This window comes from Methylovulum sp., assembly GCF_028687615.1.
Lineage (GTDB): Bacteria > Pseudomonadota > Gammaproteobacteria > Methylococcales > Methylomonadaceae > Methylovulum.
In genome coordinates this window covers 1-20,473 of record NZ_JAQTZU010000031.1, presented here as the reverse complement: position 1 = coordinate 20,473, position 20,473 = coordinate 1, and the positions used below count along the sequence as shown (strand labels likewise).

Here is a 20,473-nt window from a genome sequence, read left to right as displayed (position 1 = left end):
TTCCTTAAAATTGTAGGTTGGAACGTAAATCCAGGACAAATAAGGGAATTATTATACCGAAACTATCGCGCTTTGTACGGGGTGTGCTAAGTGTTTAGGGGATTACATTTGTGACTGCAAATAGTTTTGGATGCCGACCTGGGCGATCAATTCAAATTGGGTTTCCAGCCAATCGACATGTTCTTCTTCATTTTCGAGGATGTGTTCAAAAATTTCGCGGGAAACAAAGTCTTTGACGGTTTCGCAATAAACAATCGCTTCGCGCAACAATGGAATCGCGATTAGCTCCAGTTTCAGGTCGCATTCGAGCATTTCTTGCGGGTTTTCGCCGATCATCAGTTTGTCCAGGCTTTGCAAATTGGGCAAACCTTCCAAAAACAAAATGCGCTCGATCAACAAATCGGCGTGTTTCATTTCATCAATCGACTCATGATATTCCTTTTCATTGAGCTTATGAAAACCCCAGTTTTTGTACATGCGGGCATGTAAAAAATACTGGTTGATGGCGGTCAATTCATTGGTCAGGGCTTTATTGAGGAAGTCAATAACTTTTGTGTCACCTTTCATAGCGATACCTTCGATGTGTTTAAGCGGCGTTGAGGAGGGGCTGGTTCACAGCTTTCGCCATTATAGGGTTGTGCGACCGGCTTTGGTCAAGCAATTCTTTGACCTGTTTATTGCATTTGCCACAATCGCCACCAACGCCAAAGCATTCAAACAATTGGCGGCGGGTGCAAACACCATTGTTGATAGCTGTTGTTATTTGCTTGTCGGTGACAGCCTTACAAACACATACATACATTTGATTTATCTCCGTGGTGATTTTTATAAATAATAACAATTCTTATTAAAAATATAAAGGGGAATATTAGACCCGTAGATGCGGTGAGGCACGAAGCGCACCACTCGCGTGGATGGACTCGACCGATGCGCTTCCTATCGTCAGCACATTCTACGAAACCGGCCAAGATCAGTAGCAAATCACTGGCAAATTTGATCAACATAAACGACGCGTATAACATCAGTCGAAGTGTGGCTGTTGAAATGGTAAACTTCGTAGCTTAATTATTTCCAGCCAACCTATTCCAATGACCGAAGAAATCCAGATTCCCCGTAAAATCACCAATCAGTTGTTGCATCTTGCCCAGCTTTCGCCTGAACAGGAAATCTGTGGACTGATTGGCGGTATTTCCGGTACGCCGACCCATTGCTATCCTATCCACAATATCGCCGAGCTTCCGGCGCAACGTTTTTTGCTTGATCCTGCCGAACAAATTGCGGCGTTAAAAGCCTTGCACGAGAGCGGTGAAAACCTGTTCGGGATTTACCATTCGCACCCCAACGCACCCGCTACGCCTTCTGCGGCTGATTTGGAATTGGCGGCTTATCCAGATGCTTTGTATGTGATTATTTCTTTGAACACCAAGGGGGTTTTGGAAATGCGCGGCTATTATTTGAATGACCGACAAAGCCGTGAAGTGTCTTTAGTGTTGAGTGAAGAGTAACGCAGGTTTTGTCACGAAGCGCGGGCATCTTGCCCGCTAAGAACATCTGCTAAGCATTTGCTGGCAAGATGCCCGCGCCCCACTTCATATCTTCCTTTCACTGCAACCATTCATTTTTACGACCCGCATTCTGTAATGACCACCACCCCAACACCCGCCCCTTCCCACACCCCCATGATGCAGCAATATTTCCGCATCAAGGCCAATTACCCCGACACCTTGCTGTTCTACCGCATGGGGGATTTTTACGAGCTGTTCTTTGACGACGCCAAACAAGCGGCGCAATTGCTGAACATCACCCTCACCAGCCGTGGCAGCTCGGCGGGCGAGCCGATTGCAATGGCGGGGATTCCCTACCATGCAGCGGAAAATTATCTGGCGCGGTTGTTAAAAAACGGTCTGTCGGTGGCGATTTGTGAACAAATTGGTGACCCTGCGACCAGCAAAGGCCCGGTGGAGCGTAAAGTCGTGCGCGTCGTCACCCCTGGTACAGTGACCGATGAAGCCTTGCTGGAAGACCGCAAAGACAACCTGTTGGTCGCCGTGACCCAAATCCAACAAACCTACGGCATCGCCAGCCTGGACTTGAGCAACGGGCGTTTCATCTTGCAGGAAGTCCACGCCCAAGACCAGCTCGTCAGCGAAATCGCCCGCCTGAATCCGGCGGAATTATTGTTTAGCGAAGACTGGCCCGCCCCCGCCCCGCTCAAGCAACGTAGTGGTTTATGCAAACGCCCGCCTTGGCATTTTGATACATCAAGTAGCCGCCAATTAGTGTTGCGCCAATTCAACACGCTGGATTTGAAGGGCTACGGTTGCGACACTATGCACACCGCCATCGCCGCCGCCGGAGCCTTGTTGCAATATGTCAAAGACACCCAACAAAGCGCGTTGCCGCATATCCAAGGTATACGCATCGAACAAACCGACGACTGCATCATGCTCGATGCCGCCAGCCGCCGCAATTTGGAGCTGGACACGCACCCGACCGGACACACACAATACACGCTGTTTGGTGTGTTGGACAAAACCGCCACGGCGATGGGCAGCCGCTGTTTGCGCCGCTGGCTGAACCGGCCTTTGCGCGACCATGAGGTGCTGGACAACCGTTACGCCTGTGTCGGCAGTTTGCTATACCATCAGCTTTACCAAAGCGTGCAGACCCTGCTGCGCCAAGTCGGCGATATTGAGCGCGTCAGTTCGCGCATCGCCTTAAAATCAGCAAGGCCGCGTGATTTGTTGGTGTTGCGCAATACTTTGGCGGTGTTGCCGGAACTGCAAACGGTATTGGCTAACAGTGATAATCCGCAACTAGCACAACTACGCGGGCAAATCGGCGAACATCCTGAGTTGTTGGCCTTATTGCAAAAAGCCCTGATCGACAATCCGCCCGTTTTAATCCGTGATGGTGGCGTGTTGGCGGTGGGTTTTAATGCCGAATTGGACGAGCTACGCAACCTCAGCCAAAACGCCGACCAATTTTTATTGGCTATGGAAACGCGCGAAAAAGCCGCTACGGGCATCAACAATTTAAAAGTCAATTACAACCGTGTGCACGGTTATTACATTGAAATTTCCAACCAGCACAGCGACAAAATCCCCGCCCATTACACCCGCAAACAAACCTTAAAAGGCGTGGAGCGGTATATCACCGAAGAGCTAAAAGCCTTTGAAAACAAAGTGCTGAGTGCGCGGGAAAAATCGCTGGCCTGGGAAAAAGCTTTGTACGATGGCTTGCTGACCACGATCGCCGAATCGCTAATCCCACTGCAAGACTGCGCCGCTGCGTTGGCGGAATTGGATGTGCTGGTCAACTTCGCCGAACGCGCCGAAACCCTGAATTTATCGCAACCGGAATTGACCGAAAAACCCGGCATCCGCATTACCGCCGGACGGCATTTGGTGGTGGAACAAGTCTCGGATATTCCTTTTATTGCCAATGATTTGGTGTTCTCACCGCAACGGCGCATGTTGGTCATCACCGGCCCGAACATGGGTGGTAAATCCACTTACATGCGCCAAGCGGCCTTGATTGTGCTGATCGCCCACATCGGCTGTTATGTGCCAGCCAAAGCCCTGGTGTGCGGGCCGGTCGATAAGATTTTCACCCGTATCGGCGCGTCGGACGATTTGTCCGGCGGACGCTCGACATTTATGGTGGAAATGTCGGAAACCGCCAACATCTTGCATAACGCCACTGCCAAAAGTTTGGTGCTAATGGACGAAATCGGACGCGGCACCAGCACGTTTGATGGCTTGTCGCTGGCGTGGGCTTGCGCCGATTATCTGGCGAAAGAATGCAAAGCCTTCACCCTGTTCGCCACGCATTATTTTGAATTGACCACACTCGCCGACGAGCAAAAAACCATCCACAACGTACATTTGGACGCGATGGAGCATCAGGACAAAATCATCTTTTTACATGCGGTCAAAGAAGGCGCGGCCAGCCAAAGTTACGGCCTGCAAGTCGCCGCCTTGGCGGGTGTGCCACGGCAGGTGATAGAAAAAGCCAAAGCCAAATTGCAGCATCTGGAGACTATGGCCTATATGGAACAGCAAAAAGAAACAGGTGTGAACCAATTGGATTTGTTCTCCGCGCCAGAATGCCATCCGGCGGTGTCGTTGTTGGCGGAAGTGAAGCCGGATGAGTTAAGCCCTAGGTTGGCTTTGGATTTGGTGTATCGGCTGAAGGGTTTGTTATGAGTTGCCTAGGCTGAGGATAGTCATTCAAGAAGAATATTGAAAAAGATATTATCAATATTGTGCTTGCCATAACAATTTTGTTACTATTAAAACAAAATTGTTATAGGTGATACATGAATTTCTTGTTGCTCATCATTTCCCTGCCTACCGACAACACCGCAGGACGGATGCGCTCATGGCGGGCGATCAAAGCGTCTGGCGCGGCGGTGTTGCGCGATGGGGTTTATTTGCTGCCTGAGCGTGCATCCTGTTTGGCGGATTTTCAGGCCGTGTTCGTGGATGTCCAAGCGGGTGGAGGAGCCGCTTATTTGCTCAAAGTGTCGGTGCTGGAAACCACTGTTGACCTGGCTGGCCTGTTTCAGCGCGATGCCGATTATGCCGTATTGCTTCAGGAGATTGAGCGGGTGGTTAAGGAGCTAGCGTCATCAGGCCAACTGTCTGGCATCTTCAAAAAAATTACCAAGCTGCGTAAGACGTTGATGCAATTGACCGCGATTGATTTCTTTCCCAATGCCTCCCAACAGCAAGTCAGCATGGCGTTGGAAGACCTTGAGCAAGCTGCCCGGCGGTTGATGTCGCCTGATGAGCCACGTCAGATAGCAGGGGTGCTTGCGCCGCTGGCAATCAGCGATTATCAAAACAAGCTCTGGGCGACGCGCCGCCGTCCGTGGGTGGATCGTCTGGCGTGTGCGTGGTTGATCCGGCGTTTTATTGACCAGTACGCCCGGTTCTTGTGGCTGGAATCGCCTTCAGCTTGTCCACCGGACGCGCTGGGCTTTGATTTCGATGGCGCGGCATTCAGCCATGTCGGGCATTACGTCACCTTTGAAGTGCTGTTAAAGCGGTTCCAATTGGAGCAAGCTGGGTTAAAACGTGTGGCGGCCCTGGTGCATTATTTGGATGTCGGCGGTGTGCAGGCCGCCGAAGCTTGTGGGGTGGAATCGGTGCTGAAAGGTTTGCGCGAAACCTTAACCGATGACGATCAACTTTTAGCGGCGGCTAGCGGCGTGTTTGATGGCCTGCTGGCGGCTTTTGCAATGGCGACAGGGCGGCAATAATGGCAGAAAAAACCAGCACAGAACAGGCTTTAGCCCGACCTGCCGCCGTATCATTTTGGGCTGCTTTTGGGTTTTGGCTAAAAATGGGCTTCATCAGTTTTGGCGGCCCTGCCGGACAGATCGCCATCATGCACCAGGAATTGGTGGAAAACCGCCGCTGGATTTCTGAGCAACGGTTTTTGCACGCGCTGAATTTTTGTATGTTGCTGCCGGGGCCGGAAGCCCAGCAGTTGGCGATTTATATCGGTTGGCTGATGCACAAAACGTGGGGCGGCATCGTCGCGGGCTTGCTGTTTGTATTGCCTTCCCTGTTTATCCTGATCGCCTTGTCTTGGTTGTATATCGCGTATGGCGATATGCAGGTAGTGGCGGGCTTGTTTTATGGCATCAAGCCCGCCGTGACTGCAATTGTCTTGCAAGCGGCGCATCGTATTGGCTCCAGGGCGTTAAAAAATCGGGTGTTGTGGGCATTGGCAGCGTTGTCGTTTGTGGCGATTTTTGCGTTCAACGTCCCGTTTCCGGCAATTGTCGCCACAGCAGCGATTATCGGCTATGCGGGCGGTCGGTTTACACCAGGCACGTTTAAGGCGGGTGGTGGACATGGCAAAGCGGACAAATCCTTTGGCCCGGCGTTAATTGATGAGGATACGCCCAAATTGGCGCACACCGAATTTCGCTGGTGGCGGTTAAGTTTGTTGTTGGTTATTGGCGGATTGCTGTGGATCATCCCGATGGCGTGGCTGACGCAAATCTATGGCTGGGAAAACGCGCTGGCCCAAATGGGTTGGTTTTTCACCAAAGCCGCGTTAATGACGTTCGGCGGGGCGTATGCCGTATTGCCTTATGTCTACCAAGGCGCGGTGGAGCATTATCACTGGTTGTTGCCGCAACAAATGATCGACGGGCTGGCTTTAGGCGAAACCACGCCTGGACCGCTGATTATGGTGGTCACTTTTGTCGGTTTTGTCGCAGGTTGGTCGCAAGCCCTATTCGGCCCGGATGCCTTGCTTTGGGCGGGAATCGTGGCGGCAACCGTGGTGACGTATTTCACGTTCTTGCCGGGTTTTTTGTTAGTGCTGGCGGGCGGGCCGATGATTGAATCGACGCACGGCAATTTGAAATTCACCGCACCGTTGACGGCGATTACCGCCGCAGTGGTTGGCGTCATCTTGAACTTGGCCTTGTTCTTTGCTTGGCATACCTTTTGGCCGCAAGGCGGGTCAGGCGTTTTTGACTGCTTTTCCGCCTTGTTAGCGGCCTTGGCGTTATTGGCTTTATTGCGTTACAAAATGGGGGTGATTAAAGTGATTGCTTTGGCGGGATTAATTGGCTTGGCATTTAAGTTTTTACAACCGTGGTTTATGGCAATAATTGGGGGGTAATATGAAGTGGATTACCCGTGAACGCCCGAAAATTGACCGTATCGCTTGCCCTTGGCTGATTGCCCGTTTTATAGATAACGACGCTGAGTTTTTATATGTTCCATCGGGTGATGTAGTAAGGATCGCCGAAGTGACTGGTGCTATTCCTTACGATATTCCTGATGTGGAATTTTCACATGTCGGCGAGTTGTACAGTTTTGATGCTTTTTTGCTGAAATACCAATTGGCTGATCCGGCTTTGCAACAGCTTGCCGTTATCGTGCGTGGCGCGGATACGTCACGCTTGGAGCTGGCTCCACAATCGGCGGGTTTGTATGCGTTGTCTCTGGGTTTGTCGCAAATCTATGCCGATGACCAGGCTTTGCTTAAACACGGCATGGTGATGTATGACGCACTTTACGCGTGGTGCCGACATTGCCAAGCGGAGACCCATAATTGACCGCAGCAACCAAGTTAATCGTTATCTTCGCTAGGGATTTGTCCGCGCAATTCTTCTGAAAGCAGCATTTGCGCCCCGGTAGTGACGATGGCGTCACCTGGTTTCAGGATGTCGCTGAGGAAATAGCCGTTGGCGGTGGCGGTGTAATGGCTGATGGCACGGCGGGTGAAAGTGCCGTCGCCGGTTTTTAGGTAGATGTAGGCTTGGTCGGTAGCCCAGCAGATGGCAGAGGCGGGGATGATCACGCCTGCTTGTTGCTGCCCCTGTTCGGGTAGCCACGCGCTGACGCTCATGCCGGTTTTGATAGTTTTGCCGCTGGTCTGGAAGAAATAGCTGATACCTTGGTTATTGGCATCGGTTTGCGGCGCGACGGAAATCAGCTCGGCTTTTTGGGCTTTGCTACGCTCGCCGGAAACGTCAACGGCAATCGTGTGCAAGTTTTCGGCGGGTTTATGATGGCTAGGCACGGTGATTTGCAACAAGGTTTGCTCACCAGTCAAAAACGCCGTCAGTTTTTCGGCTCGGGCCGTCAATGCCCAATCGGAAAGGGTTTTTCCCCAGTTGAGCAAGGCTTCGTCGATGATGGCTTGGTCTTGGTATTGTGTGGCATCAAGCAAGGCTTTGTCGGTTTGCCATTGCGCCTGTTGGTCTTGTAGGTTGCGTTTGGCGGTGACGCCGTTTCGGTATAAATCCTGTTGGCGTTGGATGGCTTGCTCAGCTTGTTTGAACTTTGCTGCCGCACGGTTGCGTTCGGTCAACATCGCCAAGTAACGGTGATGCAGGTTCAATAAGGGTTGTATGCTGATGGCTTTGCCATACGCGATGAATTCGGCATGGTGTTGTGCTGGTTCGAGCACAGTGACCGCTAGGCCGGTTTGTTGCTGGGTTTTACCATCCAGTTTGATTACCGTTAAGCCGTTGATAGTTTTGATTTTGGAGCTTGGTTCTGCTTGGTCATCGTCATCAGCCACCACTGAGTTGACGCAAAGCAAGCTCAAGAGTAGGCAATGGATGAAACGTAAAGACATCAGGGTTCCTTGCGGGGCCGTTTGGTTGATTGCTGGTTTCGTAATTAAAAAACCGCGAAGAACAGACAAAGCATGGTTTCTGTGCCCAACGGGGATTATTAATGACCCAATCCTAAAAACCACCCGGCAAAATAATTACGGGTAAGGCGGAAATAGAAAAAGCCCTGGCTGAATCATCAGCCAGGGCTTTCCAAATCAAGCTAAAAAATCAGTTTGATTAGTTAGGCAGTGCGAATACAGTCAATGTACCGCCCAATTTGGTGTAAGAGCTTAAGCTTCTGTACGCACCCACAGCACCCAAACCTTCCGAGCCCGTTTTATCAGTACCGTCATCCAAGCCAGCCGCAATACCGATGCCCGCCCAGCCGCCGATACCTGACAATACGCCAATATATTGTTTGCCGTCGTATTTCCAGGTATTGACGTTGCCGATGATGCCTGATGGGGTTTTGAATTTGTACAATTCTTTACCGGTTTTTGCATCAACCGCTTTCAAGTAACCTTCCAGTGTGCCGTAGAAAACGACGCCGCCAGCAGTGGCAACTGAACCTGACCAAACAGAGAATTGCTCTTTGTTGGACCAAGCGATTTTGCCCGTTTTAGCGTCATAGGCAGTGAATTGGCCCAGGTTGGTGGTGCCGTCTGGTTTGCCTGTTATAACGTCAGCACCGGCCGGCATCATGGTCAAAGTCGCGCCAACATAAGGTTGGCCCGCTGTGTAAGACACTTCGAATGGTTCGTAGTCCATGCACAGGTGGTTGCCAGAGATGTAGAACAAGCCAGTTTGTGGGGAGTAAGAAACGGGTTGTTGGTTTTTAGAACCTAAGGCCGCAGGGCAAGCCCCCGTTGTGTTGTGGTCTTCACCGTTTTGTTCGGTACTGTATTTTGATACGACTTGTGGACGGCCTGTGTTCATATCAACATGGGTTGCCCAGTTGACGGATTTGTCGAATTTTTCGGCAACCAACAATTCGCCAGTTTCGCGGTCCAAAGTATAGCCAAAACCGTTACGGTCAAAATGCACGATAGTTTTGTGCATTTTGCCTTTCACTTCTTGGTCAACCAGAACCGTTTCGTTGATACCGTCAAAATCCCACTCATCGTGCGGGGTCATTTGGTAAACCCATTTCACGGCTCCAGTGTCAGCGTCACGGGCCCACAATGACATGGACCATTTGTTGTCGCCTGGACGTTGTACCGGGTTCCAAGTTGAAGGGTTGCCTGAACCGTAATAAACCAAGTTCAATTTTGGGTCATAGCTAGTCCAGCCCCAAGTGGTGCCGCCGCCGATTTTCCATTGGTCGCCTTCCCAAGTTTTGATGCTTGATTCCGGGCCAACGGGAACCACTTTGCCATCTTTCCAAGTAGTGGTTTTCTTAGGGTCAATCAACATTTCTTTGTCTGGACCTATGCTGTAGCCTTTCCAAGCCAGTTTGCCTGTGTTGATGTCGTAAGCAGCCAAGAAGCCACGGACACCAAATTCACCACCGGAAATCCCCGTCAGGACTTTGTCTTTAACAACTAAAGGCGCGTTGGTGTTGGTCATGCCCAATTTTGGATCGCCGTTTTGTACGCTCCAGACGCGTTTGCCAGTTTTAGCGTCTAAAGCAGTCAAAACTGTGTTGGATTGTTGCAGGAAGATTTTGCCGTCGCCGTAAGCCAAACCACGGTTGACCGTGTCGCAACACATGACCGGGATAGTGACATCAGCGTCTTGTGTTGGAGTGAATTCCCAAATGACCGATTGGGTTTTTTGGTCGATTGCGTAAACCGTGTTAGGGAAAGGAGTGTGGATATAAAGCACATCGTCAACAACCAATGGGCCGCCTTCATGACCACGCAAAACGCCTGTGGAGAAAGACCATGCCGGTTGCAGGTTTTTTACGTTGCTGGTGTTGATATCGCTCAGTTCGCTATAACGGGTACCGGCATAATCGCCGCCCCATGTAGCCCAGTTTGCTGGGTTTTTGGTCAGTTGTTCAACACCGCTGTTAGCAGTTGAAATCGCTGGTGCGGCTAATAAAGCAGCTACGCTGGAAGCAAGTAGCAAACTTTTTAAAGGCTTCATCATAATTTATTTCTCCTGATATTTTGTCGTGCAACAAAATAGTGATAGTGTTTTTTTAGACTAATATTAGTTTTTGGGTGAATTACGGTGTTTCCTCGTATACAGGACAATTCACTCCAAGTGCCTAGATTTAATGATTTTGGGTCAAAAGTCAACTATTAATGGACGGGACATTGTTTGCTTGTGTTTTGGTGTTGCCAGGATGCTTGCAATGGTTTGCTTAGCTTATTGTTTCCTAAATAACTTCGCGTTGATATGAAACGCCGTTCCAGTTAAGGGCGTCACCCGCTTGCTTGTGCCATGCCGCAAGCACAAAACGTTGTGCGGATTTGCCGTCAATCTCAAAATGGTGGACGGCTGGACGGTGGGTATGCCCGTGTATCAGCCGCAAACAGCCATGCCCGCGCATGATGTTGATTACAGTGTCTTGATTGACATCCATAATTTCCTGGCTTTTCTTGCGCTTATGGAAAAAACTGCGGAGCCGGTACCAACGTGCGGCTAGCAGGCGGATTAGCAAGGGTTTTGACAAGACATTTTTTTGCCAGTCCAGTGAACGGGATTTGTTGCGGAATGCCTGATATGGCAAGTCATCGGTGCAAAGCAAATCACCGTGGGTCAATAAAGTGGGTGTGCCGGACAAATCAAGCACGGCGTAATCATTCAACAGGACTACGCCGGTGTCTTGGCAAAAGCGTTGCCCTAGCAGAAAATCGCGGTTGCCGGGTTGCAGATAAACTTGGGTGCCGGAATCGGTCAATTGCTTGAGTTGTTTACGAATTGTGCCGTTAGGCGGCGTATAATCGTCGTCACCTATCCACGCATCAAATAAATCGCCAAGGATATAGAGCGCGGCGGCTTGAGGGGCGCGTTTTTGTAGAAAGCCCAGAAAGCGGCGGGTGATTTCGGGTTTGTCCAGCGAGAGATGCAGGTCGGAGATGAACAGGATGTCTTTAGGCATGGCTTGTCCTGTTGATGTCTGGAGATAATGAATAAACCACGAAGGATGTGTGGCTCACGAAGAAAAATAAAATCTAGGCTTCGTGTCCTCTTTGCCCTTCGCGGCTAAAAATAAATTTCGGTTATTCAACCACTTCCGCTTTTTCAAGCACGATGTCCGTTTTTGGCACATCCTGATGGCCGCCACGGTTGCCGGTCGGCACTTTCGCCATGGCATCCACCACGTCCATGCCCTCAATCACTTCACCGAACACGGCGTAGCCCCAGCCACTAGGTGTCGGGCTGGTGTGGTTTAAAAACGTGTTGTCTTTCAAGTTAATAAAGAACTGGCCTGTTGCGGAATCGGGGACATTCGTCCGTGCCATCGCCAGAGTGCCGCGTTTGTTGGTCAGACCATTGTTGGCTTCGTTTTTGATGGGTGCGTGTACGGCTTTTTGTGTGAATGACGTGTCAAAACCGCCGCCTTGCGCCATAAAATCGGGGATTACGCGATGAAAAATCGTGCCGCTATAAAAGCCTTCCTTCACATAAGCCAAAAAATTGGCGGATGAGATAGGCGCTTTTTCAGGGTTAAGCTGAATAGTGATGACACCTAGGGATGTAGTCAGTTTAATTTTTGATGGTGTTTCTGGCATGGGTTTTTCCTTGGCAAAAGAGAGTGTTGTGGTCAGTGAAAACAGTAGGGCAAGCATCAGGGGACGCATAATTTTTCCTCGAATTATTGGGAACGCACAAGTTTATGTGTTTTTATCTTGAAAGAGAAGTATACGCTTGGTAAATTGTACGGACTTGTTGTTGGACAATCCAATCTGAAGTTGATGGCATGCTGAAAATTTATAACACCCTGACCCGCAAAAAAGAACCGTTCCAGCCAAGAATAGCCGGGCATTGCGGCATGTATGTCTGCGGCATGACGGTTTATGATTACTGCCATATCGGACACGCCCGCGTCATGGTCGTGTTTGACACGGTCGCCCGTTTCCTGCGCCATTCCGGTTATCAGTTGACGTATGTGCGTAACATCACCGACATTGACGACAAAATCATCCAGCGCGCCAATGACAACGGCGAAGAATTCACCGCCTTGACCGAGCGGTTCATAACCGCGATGCACGAAGACGAACGGGCCTTGTCGGTGTTGCCGCCGGACATCGAACCGAAAGCCACGCAGTCCATCCCTGACATTATCGCCATGATCGGCACCTTGATAGGCAAGGGTTTGGCCTATATCGGCGGCAATGGCGACGTGTTTTATTCAGTCAGCAAATTTGCCAATTACGGGCAATTGTCCGGTAAAAATTTGGAGGATTTGCAAGCGGGCGAACGCGTCGATATTGACCACGCCAAACAAGACCCCTTGGATTTTGTATTGTGGAAAATGGCAAAACCTGATGAACCGGCTTGGCAATCGCCTTGGGGTTTGGGGCGTCCTGGCTGGCATATCGAATGTTCGGCGATGTCCACTTGTTGCCTGGGCAATCATTTTGACATCCACGGTGGCGGCATGGATTTGCAGTTTCCGCATCATGAGAACGAAATCGCCCAGTCCGAAGGTGCGACGGGTGAGAAGTTTGTCAATGTGTGGATGCACAACGGCTTTGTCCGTGTCAATGAAGAGAAAATGTCCAAATCCCTGGGTAATTTCTTTACCGTGCGCGAAGTGCTGAAAGCCTACAAGCCGGAAATCATCCGCTTTTTCATCTTGTTAAGCCATTACCGCAGTCCGCTGAATTATTCCGATGAACAACTTAACGAAGCCGGCGTGGCCTTGACACGGCTGTACACGGCGTTGCGTGGTTTAAATCCGGTTGATGTGGCGCTTAATGCTGGGTACGTCAACCGTTTTGAACAGGCGATGGACGATGATTTCAACACGCCAGTGGCTTTGTCGGTGTTGTTTGATCTGGCGCGGGAGCTGAATATCGCCAAACAAGCCAATGAAGCCGAAAAATGTCTCCAACTGGCGGCAACACTTAGATTTTTAGGCGGTTTGCTGGGCATCTTGCAAAACGATGCCGACAGTTTTTTGCAAGGTGATGCCGATGCCGCCATCGAACAACAAATCCAAGCCCGCATTGATGCCAAAAAAGCCAAAAACTGGGCATTGGCGGATCAGATCAGGGATGGGCTGAAAGGGCAGGGGGTCATTCTTGAAGACAGCCCGGACGGAACCACCATTTGGCGGCGCGAAGCCTGATCAACAACCGTTTTTATATTGCCAATTACAAGCAAGCCATGACTGACATACAAAACAAATCCATCCAAACCTTTCTCGATGAACTCGCCAGCAAATCTGCCACGCCTGGTGGAGGTAGTGCATCGGCACTGATGGGGGCGCAAGGCGCGGCGCTTATCAGCATGGCTTGCCATTTAACGATAGGCAAACCCCAATACACTGAAGTCGAAGCCCAAATGCAACGCTTGCTGGAAAAAGCCGAAGCCTTGCGTGCCGAACTTACCTTGTTGATCAAGGCCGATATTGACGTTTTTAACCGCTTGATGGCGGCTTACAGATTGCCCAAAGACACCGAAGCGGAAAAATCAGCGCGTAGTGAAGCGATTCAAGCAATCCTGAAGGATGCTACGGAAGTGCCGTTGGCTTGTGCACAAGCCTGTAGGGAAGTCATGGCGTTAAGCCAAATCGCCGTTGAAAAAGGCAGTGTCGGCGTGGTCAGCGATGCCGGCGCGGCTGCCATGTCTGCCTACAGCGGTTTAAAAACTGCGGCGTTGAATGTTTACATCAATACTGGTGGTTTAAAAGACCGTGATTTTTCTACCGCTAAACTTGCTGAATTGGCAGCCATTTTAAATGGGGCGGATGAGAGTGTAGAAGCTATTTTTCAACAAGTTAAAGCTAAGCTATAAGCCCGGTTAAGGAGGGTGTGCGGGTAATAAACCTTCAATTTGAAAGTTTTTGTTAGAATTAATTTTTAATAAAATTAGCTTGACGATAATACAATTTATAGCTAGAATGTACAGCTCTTCAAGGGTGGTTATAAAGTTTACAAGCCATTAAAGAAGATTGTCGGGGTGTAGCGCAGTCTGGTAGCGCGTCTGCTTTGGGAGCAGAATGTCGGGGGTTCGAATCCCTCCACCCCGACCATTTTTGCGCTTGTAGCTCAACCGGATAGAGCACCAGCCTTCTAAGCTGGGGGTCGCAGGTTCGAGTCCTGCCAAGCGCGCCATTTCTTGTATCCCCATTGTTTCCCTACATTTATGGTGAGCGTAGCTCAGTTGGTAGAGTGCAGGATTGTGATTCCTGTTGTCGCGGGTTCGAGCCCCGTCGTTCACCCCAATATTATCAATAAGTTAAACAAAATTAACTTCTAAAATAAATCAACTGGTAGCAATGTTGGTAGCAACTAACGGCTTCTAGTAGGTTCTACAACATCACTTCACATCGTAGACGTTCATCATTTCTGGGCTTCTGTGTCCGCTTTCATCTTATCCCCCTCGGCATCACTAATCCCTTTGCGTTTCAGATCATGAAATGTGAAATGATTTAACTCAATCCCTTCGTTTTTTGCCTTTTCGGCTGCAAAGCCATTGATACGTTCTATGGCGGTTTTTAGCCCGTTGATAGTTGCCTTATTTCCGGTTCGGTCGCTGATAAAAATCCACCGTTGATCGGGTTTAATCGGATGCGGTTGTTTTCGGCCAGATAGTATCTGGTTGCGATGCTTCTTGGCATCATCCCATGTTTGCCTAAGCCTTGGCTCCCGGCTGGTTAAATTAGTTTTGCTGCCTTTTCGTCTGTGGATAATCAATCCATTTGGCAGTTCGTTGGCATCAAATTTAAACAAATGATGTCTTAATCCCTTCGGAACAGGGATGGGGTTCAAACGGAAGATGTATATGAACCAACTACAGATGGCAAGTCTTAATCCCTTCGGAACAGGGATGGGGTTCAAACGGAAGATGTATATGAACCAACTACAGATGGCAAGTCTTAATCCCTTCGGAACAGGGATGGGGTTCAAACCTAGAGCGCGTCCTGGCTTTTGCCGCAGTTGCTCGTCTTAATCCCTTCGGAACAGGGATGGGGTTCAAACAGCATATCGTTGGGATGGAAAACACTGGGATCAAGTCTTAATCCCTTCGGAACAGGGATGGGGTTCAAACCAATTTGCCTAGCCTTTGCTGCAAGGCTTTGGGTCTTAATCCCTTCGGAACAGGGATGGGGTTCAAACTCAAGGATTGCCACAAGATTTCCAAACTACTTGTGTCTTAATCCCTTCGGAACAGGGATGGGGTTCAAACGAACACGATATTTTAAAATTGGGTAATTTATATGGTCTTAATCCCTTCGGAACAGGGATGGGGTTCAAACGGCCTTGACGGATAACGCCTTATTAATCATCGGACTACAGATGCCTTTACAGGACGTTGATTTTAAATCTATTTTTTTCACCACTTCGGTTCCTCCAAAAGAGGCCGGCCTATGCTGGCTGCCAGCCTGTTTGCATTATAAACCACGTTGTTATTTTTCACGCCATCAAATAAACAGCAAGTCATCATCCGCCGCCATCGCCAAGTCAATTTTGGCGTTAGCCTTAAACAGGCGGTAAATGGTCAATTTGTCGGCATCGCTTTTTAGGCAGGGCCGCAATTTTTCTTTGAGTTGCTCCAACTGGGCGTTGCTCAGTTCGGCTTCAAACACGGAATATTGCACTGACATCGCTAGGGTGCTGAGCAATTTATGCACTTTGCGCAAGCGTTTTTCATCGACAATATCGTAGCAAATTAAAAACTTGCGCTTTTCAGCCATGCGCTTGTGCCTCGTGCAGGGTGTTGACCAAATGCAGCGCGTAATGGCGCAGCAGGCGTTTCAGGGCTTTGGCCTCGGTAAAAAAACCTTTGTAAAAAATCGGTTTGCCGGCATCGGCCAATAAACAGGCCGGCCCGTCGTAAACAAAATGCCCGTCCGTTAAGGTTTGCCCGGCAAACAGCCGCCAAATCCATTTGTCCAGGTATGGGCGTAACGGTTCGATGACATCACAGGCCAAGGAGTCGCGCCCGTAGTAGGTTTGGTGGTAAAACCCCAGCGACGGGTCCAGGCCATATATTTTTAAGGCATTGACGGCTTCATGGTGCAGCAGGGTGTAGCTGAGCGACAATATGGCATTGACGGGGTCCAGCGGGGGGCGACGGTTACGCCCGGTAAAATTAAGGCGGGGGCAAAACAGTTGGGTGTAAGCCTGAAAATAAGCCCTTGCCGCCGCGCCTTCGATGCCATTTAACACGGTCAAATCGTGATGGGCTGAAGCGGTCAATGTCGTGCTGGCGGTTTCCAATTGCTTGATCGCTTTGGTCAGCACCCGCCTTAATTCCGGCCGTTTTTGCAAGGCATTTTGTAGGACGGTGCGTTGCCGGCCTATTTTCATGGCGATTAGGCGGGTGGCGATCTGCACGCAAAACGCTTGGTCTAGCGAGCATTGGTATTGTGCCAGCCGCCGTTGGTGGTCGCCGCTGTGATGGCCTGCCAAGGTGGCGGTGCGGGCCGGCAGGCGGGCATTCAACACCATCAGCGAAACGTGCTGTTCGGCAATCACGCCCAACACGCCTGCCGTTATCGTGACTTGTGGTGACACTATCACCCGTTCAAGCTGCCTGACCGGTACGGTGCTGACGCGTTTGCCTGCGGTATAGACGGTCAAATTGCCGCCTTGGTAATGTAGCTCGCTGTGGTCTTTGTCGATAATCAGCGTTTTCATACGTATCCTGGGGTGGTTGGTTTCTGTTGCTTAATTAAACGTAACTACTTACCTCCATGTAGGTTGGGTTAGCGATAGCGTAACCCAACAGCGTAGCGGCGTGCCGCCCGGATGCTGTCGGGTTACGCTATCGCTACCAACAGTAGGCGCATTAGGCGACCCGACCTACCGAAAAATGTTTCACATAAGCCAATCATAACCAATTGATTATTAAAATATATTATATTAACTGATGTTACGCACCGACTACGAACTATCAATAACTTACAGTTATTTTTTGCTTTGTAAGTCATTGATTCTTCGTTTGCCTGCGTAACATCAGATATTAACTTAATGGCGGTGAAGGGCATAAAGGGGGGTATTTAAAAAATCTCCCCCAACCCCTCTTTTTCAAAGAGGGGGGCTTGCAAACACTGACATCTTTAAGCTATTCATTTGAATTTAACAAGACGGGCTGAGTGGTTATTATTAAACAAGATTATCGGCAGGCTGTCCGTTTTGACAAATTTGTTGGTGTATTTGATACCTCCCCATGCCAAAGGTGGTTTTGTTGCCAATGTGCAGCCATTGTCCGGCTTGCAGCATCGGCAGGAAGGGCTGTAAATCGCCGCTTAAGCTGATCTGCCCCAACACGCCGTCGAAGCGCATTTTTTGTTGTTGCCGATTGGAATAGCGTTGCCAGCGGCACCACTGGAATTGTGTTTGGCTGTGTATGGTTTGCGCGTGGGCGGCAAGCGCTGAAAACGGCGGGGCTTGGTAGTCGTGCCCGTAAAACTCATGCAACAGGTAATGCCGCCGTATTAAGGCCATTAAAAAATCTTTGGCGCTCATGTTGTCCGCCAGCACTTTGCCTTGTTTTTGGATGTGCAAGGGGGTTTGGAAGGTGAGTGTCACCGACGCTTGCTGGGCTAATTCTTGGGGTTGTGCAGGGGCATGGGCTTGCACGGAGGGCTGGGTTTGCGGGTCATAAATAATGTGTTGCCGGTTGTGTGCGTCCACTAACGCCACCGTTTTTAGCCGGGCGGTGCTCTGGTATTTGCCAACCCCTAGGGCAAACGCCTGTTGCCAGGCAAATATAATTAAAGGCAGTTGGGCGAGGGCGGGGCCTATCAAGACCATCGAAAAACTCAGCGTGTCTCCCGCTGGGTAGGTTTTTTTGCCCAAGGGTGGCGGTTCGAGCAGATACGGGTTAGGTATCTGGCTGAAGGCTTGCAAGTGGTGGTTCAAGGGCGGGGGCATTTCAAACACGGTGGTGTAGGGGCAGGTGCGGTACAAGGGGCATTCGGGGCAGACTTTGAGTTTGGTCATGCAACTGACTTTGCGCAAGGCGTGCCCGAACACGCCGCGCAGCAGCGAACCGGCATAAAAATCCAAGTGCAGCGGGGTGTCCAGGGTGAAGTTGAATTGGTATCGGTGAAAGCTTAAGCCAGTCATGAGTGTCCTCTGGCAAGGCGTTTTTGTTGTTTTCTGGCTTCTAACCGGCAATACCAGTCGTTCCCTTTGTTACCGCAGCGGTTTTTGATCAGGTCTTTGAGTTCCCGGGTGCGATTGTTGAGTTTTTGGAGTTCTGCAAACAAGCGATCCCGTTCTTGTTGAAGGGTGTCGCGGTCTTCAAAAACGCTTTTTCTTAATTCGTTGACCATTTTAAGTTGTTCGATGGTGTCATGAATGAGCGCTTTGTCTTTGTTGGCTCTAGCCGTTTCAAGGGTCTGTTGCAGTTGTTCGCGTTGTTGTTTGGCGCTTGCCAGCATTTTGTTAATACCCGACAAACTTTTTTTGGCATCATCCAGCAGTTTATAAGCGGCATTCGCCACTTGCATGGATGAATAATGCAGGTCGGTTAAAAAATGAAAGTCGTAACTGCTTTGGGCGCGGGCAAGGTGCGTTTCAATGTTGGCTTGGTGGTCGCCAAGGCTTTTTTCCACCTCAACACGTTTTGCTTGCCAATTGCTACGCGCTTGGTATTCGTCTTCTGAGACGGCATCGCTGAGCAATTTTAGGCCGAAGCTAACAACACCAATACCTACAGGAATAAGCCACCACATAGTAATCAATTCCCCTTGTTATTCAGATAAAAGTCTGGGCGGCATTTGCACAATCGGCAAGGCCTGGACCAGTTGTTGTAATGAGCAATTGGCTTGATCGGCAAACTTGGGCAGTTCCCTGACCAGTTCCATCGTCATGTCTTTGAGCATTTGGCGTTCTTCGAGTGTGATGCCTGGCGCAAAGGATTGTTGCTGGGCGACTTGCGCCATTTTTAAAACTTCAGTCCTTTCAATGTGCAGCCTGTCCAGTTGGGCATTGACAGTTTGATAAAAACCAATCAATTCCACTCTTCGGTTGGCCAATTCCGCCATTTTTAGCTTAAAGGTTTTATCAATGGCATCATGGGCAAGGGCGGCTTGCGCTTCCATGCGTTGTAATTCGGCATCCAGGCGTTTGGTTTCGATTCTGTAAGCCAAGGTTCTGGCATACAGATCAACAATTGAACCCAGCGGATTAAAGGCTTTTAATACGTTTGACCAATTGCCTGCAACCGACGGGTTGGCTATGGGGCTGGATTCAATGTTATTTATGGTGATGATGGGTTTTTTGTAGTCGGTCATGGTTTTAAGTCTCGAATAATCTTTGATGGGATTATTCTAGCCTTGAAATTCGTTTAAGGGTGTTTTGGCAATTTTGTTGTTGTTAATACGCCTTATAACTTGCTTTGTAATGCCTTTAATCGGTCTTTGACTTTATTGTTGTTACCCCAAAGCGTTTTGTTGATTTCGGTGCCGAACGCGGTAAGGCGCAATCCGTAACGCGGTAAGGCGCAATCCGTAGGGTGCAATAGGCGATAGCCGTATTGCACCGCATGTTGGATTTCAATCATCCGGCGCATTACGCTATCGCTAATGCGCCCTACGCGCTTGGTAGCTGTTGCTGATTTTTACGTCGGCAATCGGATATTCCAGCTCCAGCAATTCATTGAGAAATTCAATGAGGATGTTTTTGTGGGCCTGGTCGCCGAAGATTTTTTTAAAGGCAATGTCGGTTTTGGGGTCTACGAATTTCATGGTTTAGCCTTGTAGGGTTTTTATTCTTTGGGCGATTTTCCGTTGCCTATCACTGTAAACAGGTTTAGCTTTTTTGCCCTGAACTTTATCGGGATTATCTAATAATCCCGCAATATGTTTGTTTAACAAGCGCGGTAAGGTGCAATCCGTAGGGTGCAATAGGCGATAGCCGTATTGCACCGCATGTTGGATTTCAATCATCCGGCGCATTACGCTATCGCTAATGCGCCCTACGCGCTACGCGCTGGTCGCCGAAGATTTTTTTAAAGGCAATGTCGGTTTTGGGGTCTACGAATTTCATGGGTTAGCCTTGTAATGTTTTTAAACGGTTTTTGACATTTTTGTTATTGCCCCAAAGCGTTTTGTTGATTTCATTGCCTAGTGCTAATAAGGCCTGTTTGTCTTCGCTTGACCACACAGCCGCTTGGTTGATGATATAGCTAATCCAGTATAAATTGATGCGATAATAGGCTATTGTAAAAACGATCATCTTGAATGAAAAACGAATGGCCTATCCAGCGGTATTCAGAAAGAAACTACTTTCAGTCATGAAAGAA

At 49.5% G+C, this 20,473-nt stretch carries 22 protein-coding genes, 3 tRNA genes and 1 CRISPR repeat array; of the genes, 10 read left to right on the top strand and 15 right to left on the bottom strand.

From position 1 onward, the window contains the following. Positions 1-102: 102 nt before the first annotated feature. Together bfr and PHH59_RS14830 are read right to left on the bottom strand one after the other, a co-directional pair. Complete coding sequence (gene bfr, locus PHH59_RS14835; protein ID WP_300017876.1) at positions 103-567, bottom strand: bacterioferritin; 465 nt, start codon at positions 565-567, stop codon at positions 103-105. A 19-nt stretch (positions 568-586) separates the two neighbouring features. Continuing rightward, complete coding sequence (locus PHH59_RS14830; protein WP_300017873.1) at positions 587-802, bottom strand: (2Fe-2S)-binding protein; 216 nt, start codon at positions 800-802, stop codon at positions 587-589. A gap of 286 nt (positions 803-1,088) precedes the next feature. Between PHH59_RS14830 and PHH59_RS14825 the strand changes: the two genes are divergently transcribed. The 5 genes from PHH59_RS14825 (at position 1,089) to PHH59_RS14805 (ending at position 7,087) form a co-directional block, all read left to right on the top strand. Further along, a complete protein-coding gene (locus PHH59_RS14825) occupies positions 1,089-1,505 on the top strand; it encodes a M67 family metallopeptidase (protein WP_300017870.1) in 417 nt (138 codons plus the stop codon). Between the two features lie 135 nt (positions 1,506-1,640). Then, positions 1,641-4,208, top strand: coding sequence for a DNA mismatch repair protein MutS (mutS, locus tag PHH59_RS14820; protein ID WP_300017867.1), 2,568 nt, complete (start codon positions 1,641-1,643; stop codon positions 4,206-4,208). A gap of 113 nt (positions 4,209-4,321) precedes the next feature. Further along, entirely contained in the window at positions 4,322-5,266 is a 945-nt protein-coding gene (locus tag PHH59_RS14815; protein ID WP_300017864.1) for a chromate resistance protein ChrB domain-containing protein, read from the top strand. Beyond that, positions 5,266-6,648 carry a chromate efflux transporter gene (chrA, locus tag PHH59_RS14810; RefSeq protein ID WP_300017861.1) on the top strand — a complete coding sequence of 461 codons (1,383 nt, stop codon included), beginning with the start codon at positions 5,266-5,268 and terminating at the stop codon, positions 6,646-6,648. Before PHH59_RS14815 ends, chrA begins: the two co-directional genes overlap by 1 nt. 1 nt (position 6,649) lies before the next feature. After that, positions 6,650-7,087: a chromate resistance protein ChrB domain-containing protein gene (locus PHH59_RS14805; protein ID WP_300017858.1), complete on the top strand. Its 438-nt coding sequence runs from the start codon at positions 6,650-6,652 to the stop codon at positions 7,085-7,087. Positions 7,088-7,101: 14 nt separating this feature from the next. Here the strand turns inward: PHH59_RS14805 and PHH59_RS14800 are convergent, their stop codons facing one another. The 4 genes from PHH59_RS14800 to PHH59_RS14785 form a co-directional block, all read right to left on the bottom strand. Beyond that, the gene (locus PHH59_RS14800; protein WP_300017855.1) at positions 7,102-8,115 is read right to left on the bottom strand and encodes a hypothetical protein; all 1,014 of its coding nucleotides are present in this window, start codon (positions 8,113-8,115) and stop codon (positions 7,102-7,104) included. A 217-nt stretch (positions 8,116-8,332) separates the two neighbouring features. Then, positions 8,333-10,186 carry a methanol/ethanol family PQQ-dependent dehydrogenase gene (locus PHH59_RS14795; RefSeq protein ID WP_300017852.1) on the bottom strand — a complete coding sequence of 618 codons (1,854 nt, stop codon included), beginning with the start codon at positions 10,184-10,186 and terminating at the stop codon, positions 8,333-8,335. A 232-nt stretch (positions 10,187-10,418) separates the two neighbouring features. Beyond that, positions 10,419-11,144 carry a UDP-2,3-diacylglucosamine diphosphatase gene (locus tag PHH59_RS14790; protein ID WP_300017849.1) on the bottom strand — a complete coding sequence of 242 codons (726 nt, stop codon included), beginning with the start codon at positions 11,142-11,144 and terminating at the stop codon, positions 10,419-10,421. A 121-nt stretch (positions 11,145-11,265) separates the two neighbouring features. Beyond that, on the bottom strand, positions 11,266-11,847 hold the full coding sequence (locus PHH59_RS14785; protein ID WP_300017846.1) for a peptidylprolyl isomerase: 582 nt from the start codon (positions 11,845-11,847) through the stop codon (positions 11,266-11,268). A gap of 119 nt (positions 11,848-11,966) precedes the next feature. Here PHH59_RS14785 and cysS point away from each other — a divergent pair, with 119 nt between their 5' ends. The 5 genes from cysS (at position 11,967) to PHH59_RS14760 (ending at position 14,438) form a co-directional block, all read left to right on the top strand. Beyond that, entirely contained in the window at positions 11,967-13,340 is a 1,374-nt protein-coding gene (gene cysS, locus PHH59_RS14780) for a cysteine--tRNA ligase (RefSeq protein ID WP_300017843.1), read from the top strand. Between the two features lie 38 nt (positions 13,341-13,378). Further along, on the top strand, positions 13,379-14,008 hold the full coding sequence (gene fchA / locus PHH59_RS14775) for a methenyltetrahydrofolate cyclohydrolase (RefSeq protein WP_300017840.1): 630 nt from the start codon (positions 13,379-13,381) through the stop codon (positions 14,006-14,008). Positions 14,009-14,169: 161 nt separating this feature from the next. Continuing rightward, positions 14,170-14,246, top strand: a tRNA-Pro gene (locus PHH59_RS14770). Positions 14,247-14,251: 5 nt separating this feature from the next. Beyond that, a tRNA-Arg gene (locus PHH59_RS14765) sits at positions 14,252-14,328 on the top strand. Between the two features lie 34 nt (positions 14,329-14,362). Further along, positions 14,363-14,438: transfer RNA gene (locus PHH59_RS14760), tRNA-His, on the top strand. A 118-nt stretch (positions 14,439-14,556) separates the two neighbouring features. Here the strand turns inward: PHH59_RS14760 and PHH59_RS14755 are convergent. From PHH59_RS14755 to PHH59_RS14715, 9 genes are all read right to left on the bottom strand, one after another. Beyond that, positions 14,557-14,946, bottom strand: coding sequence for a hypothetical protein (locus PHH59_RS14755; RefSeq protein ID WP_300017837.1), 390 nt, complete (start codon positions 14,944-14,946; stop codon positions 14,557-14,559). Positions 14,947-14,951: 5 nt separating this feature from the next. Beyond that, positions 14,952-15,473: a CRISPR direct-repeat array (repeat unit 36 nt; unit sequence GTCTTAATCCCTTCGGAACAGGGATGGGGTTCAAAC). Positions 15,474-15,638: 165 nt separating this feature from the next. Continuing rightward, positions 15,639-15,911, bottom strand: a complete 273-nt coding sequence (gene cas2, locus PHH59_RS14750) for a CRISPR-associated endonuclease Cas2 (protein ID WP_300017834.1) — start codon at positions 15,909-15,911, stop codon at positions 15,639-15,641. Beyond that, entirely contained in the window at positions 15,904-16,857 is a 954-nt protein-coding gene (gene cas1 / locus PHH59_RS14745) for a CRISPR-associated endonuclease Cas1 (protein WP_300017831.1), read from the bottom strand. The genes cas2 and cas1 overlap by 8 nt, the downstream gene beginning before the upstream one ends. A gap of 468 nt (positions 16,858-17,325) precedes the next feature. Beyond that, positions 17,326-18,291: a CRISPR system precrRNA processing endoribonuclease RAMP protein Cas6 gene (gene cas6, locus PHH59_RS14740; protein ID WP_300017828.1), complete on the bottom strand. Its 966-nt coding sequence runs from the start codon at positions 18,289-18,291 to the stop codon at positions 17,326-17,328. Beyond that, on the bottom strand, positions 18,288-18,902 hold the full coding sequence (locus PHH59_RS14735; protein WP_300017825.1) for a hypothetical protein: 615 nt from the start codon (positions 18,900-18,902) through the stop codon (positions 18,288-18,290). Before PHH59_RS14735 ends, cas6 begins: the two co-directional genes overlap by 4 nt. 18 nt (positions 18,903-18,920) lie before the next feature. Beyond that, the gene (locus PHH59_RS14730; protein ID WP_300017822.1) at positions 18,921-19,463 is read right to left on the bottom strand and encodes a hypothetical protein; all 543 of its coding nucleotides are present in this window, start codon (positions 19,461-19,463) and stop codon (positions 18,921-18,923) included. A 92-nt stretch (positions 19,464-19,555) separates the two neighbouring features. Continuing rightward, positions 19,556-19,741 carry a hypothetical protein gene (locus PHH59_RS14725; RefSeq protein ID WP_300017819.1) on the bottom strand — a complete coding sequence of 62 codons (186 nt, stop codon included), beginning with the start codon at positions 19,739-19,741 and terminating at the stop codon, positions 19,556-19,558. Between the two features lie 10 nt (positions 19,742-19,751). Beyond that, complete coding sequence (locus tag PHH59_RS14720) at positions 19,752-19,916, bottom strand: PD-(D/E)XK nuclease family transposase (protein WP_300017816.1); 165 nt, start codon at positions 19,914-19,916, stop codon at positions 19,752-19,754. A 3-nt stretch (positions 19,917-19,919) separates the two neighbouring features. After that, positions 19,920-20,126 carry a hypothetical protein gene (locus tag PHH59_RS14715; protein ID WP_300017813.1) on the bottom strand — a complete coding sequence of 69 codons (207 nt, stop codon included), beginning with the start codon at positions 20,124-20,126 and terminating at the stop codon, positions 19,920-19,922. Between the last annotated feature and the right edge of the window lie 347 nt (positions 20,127-20,473).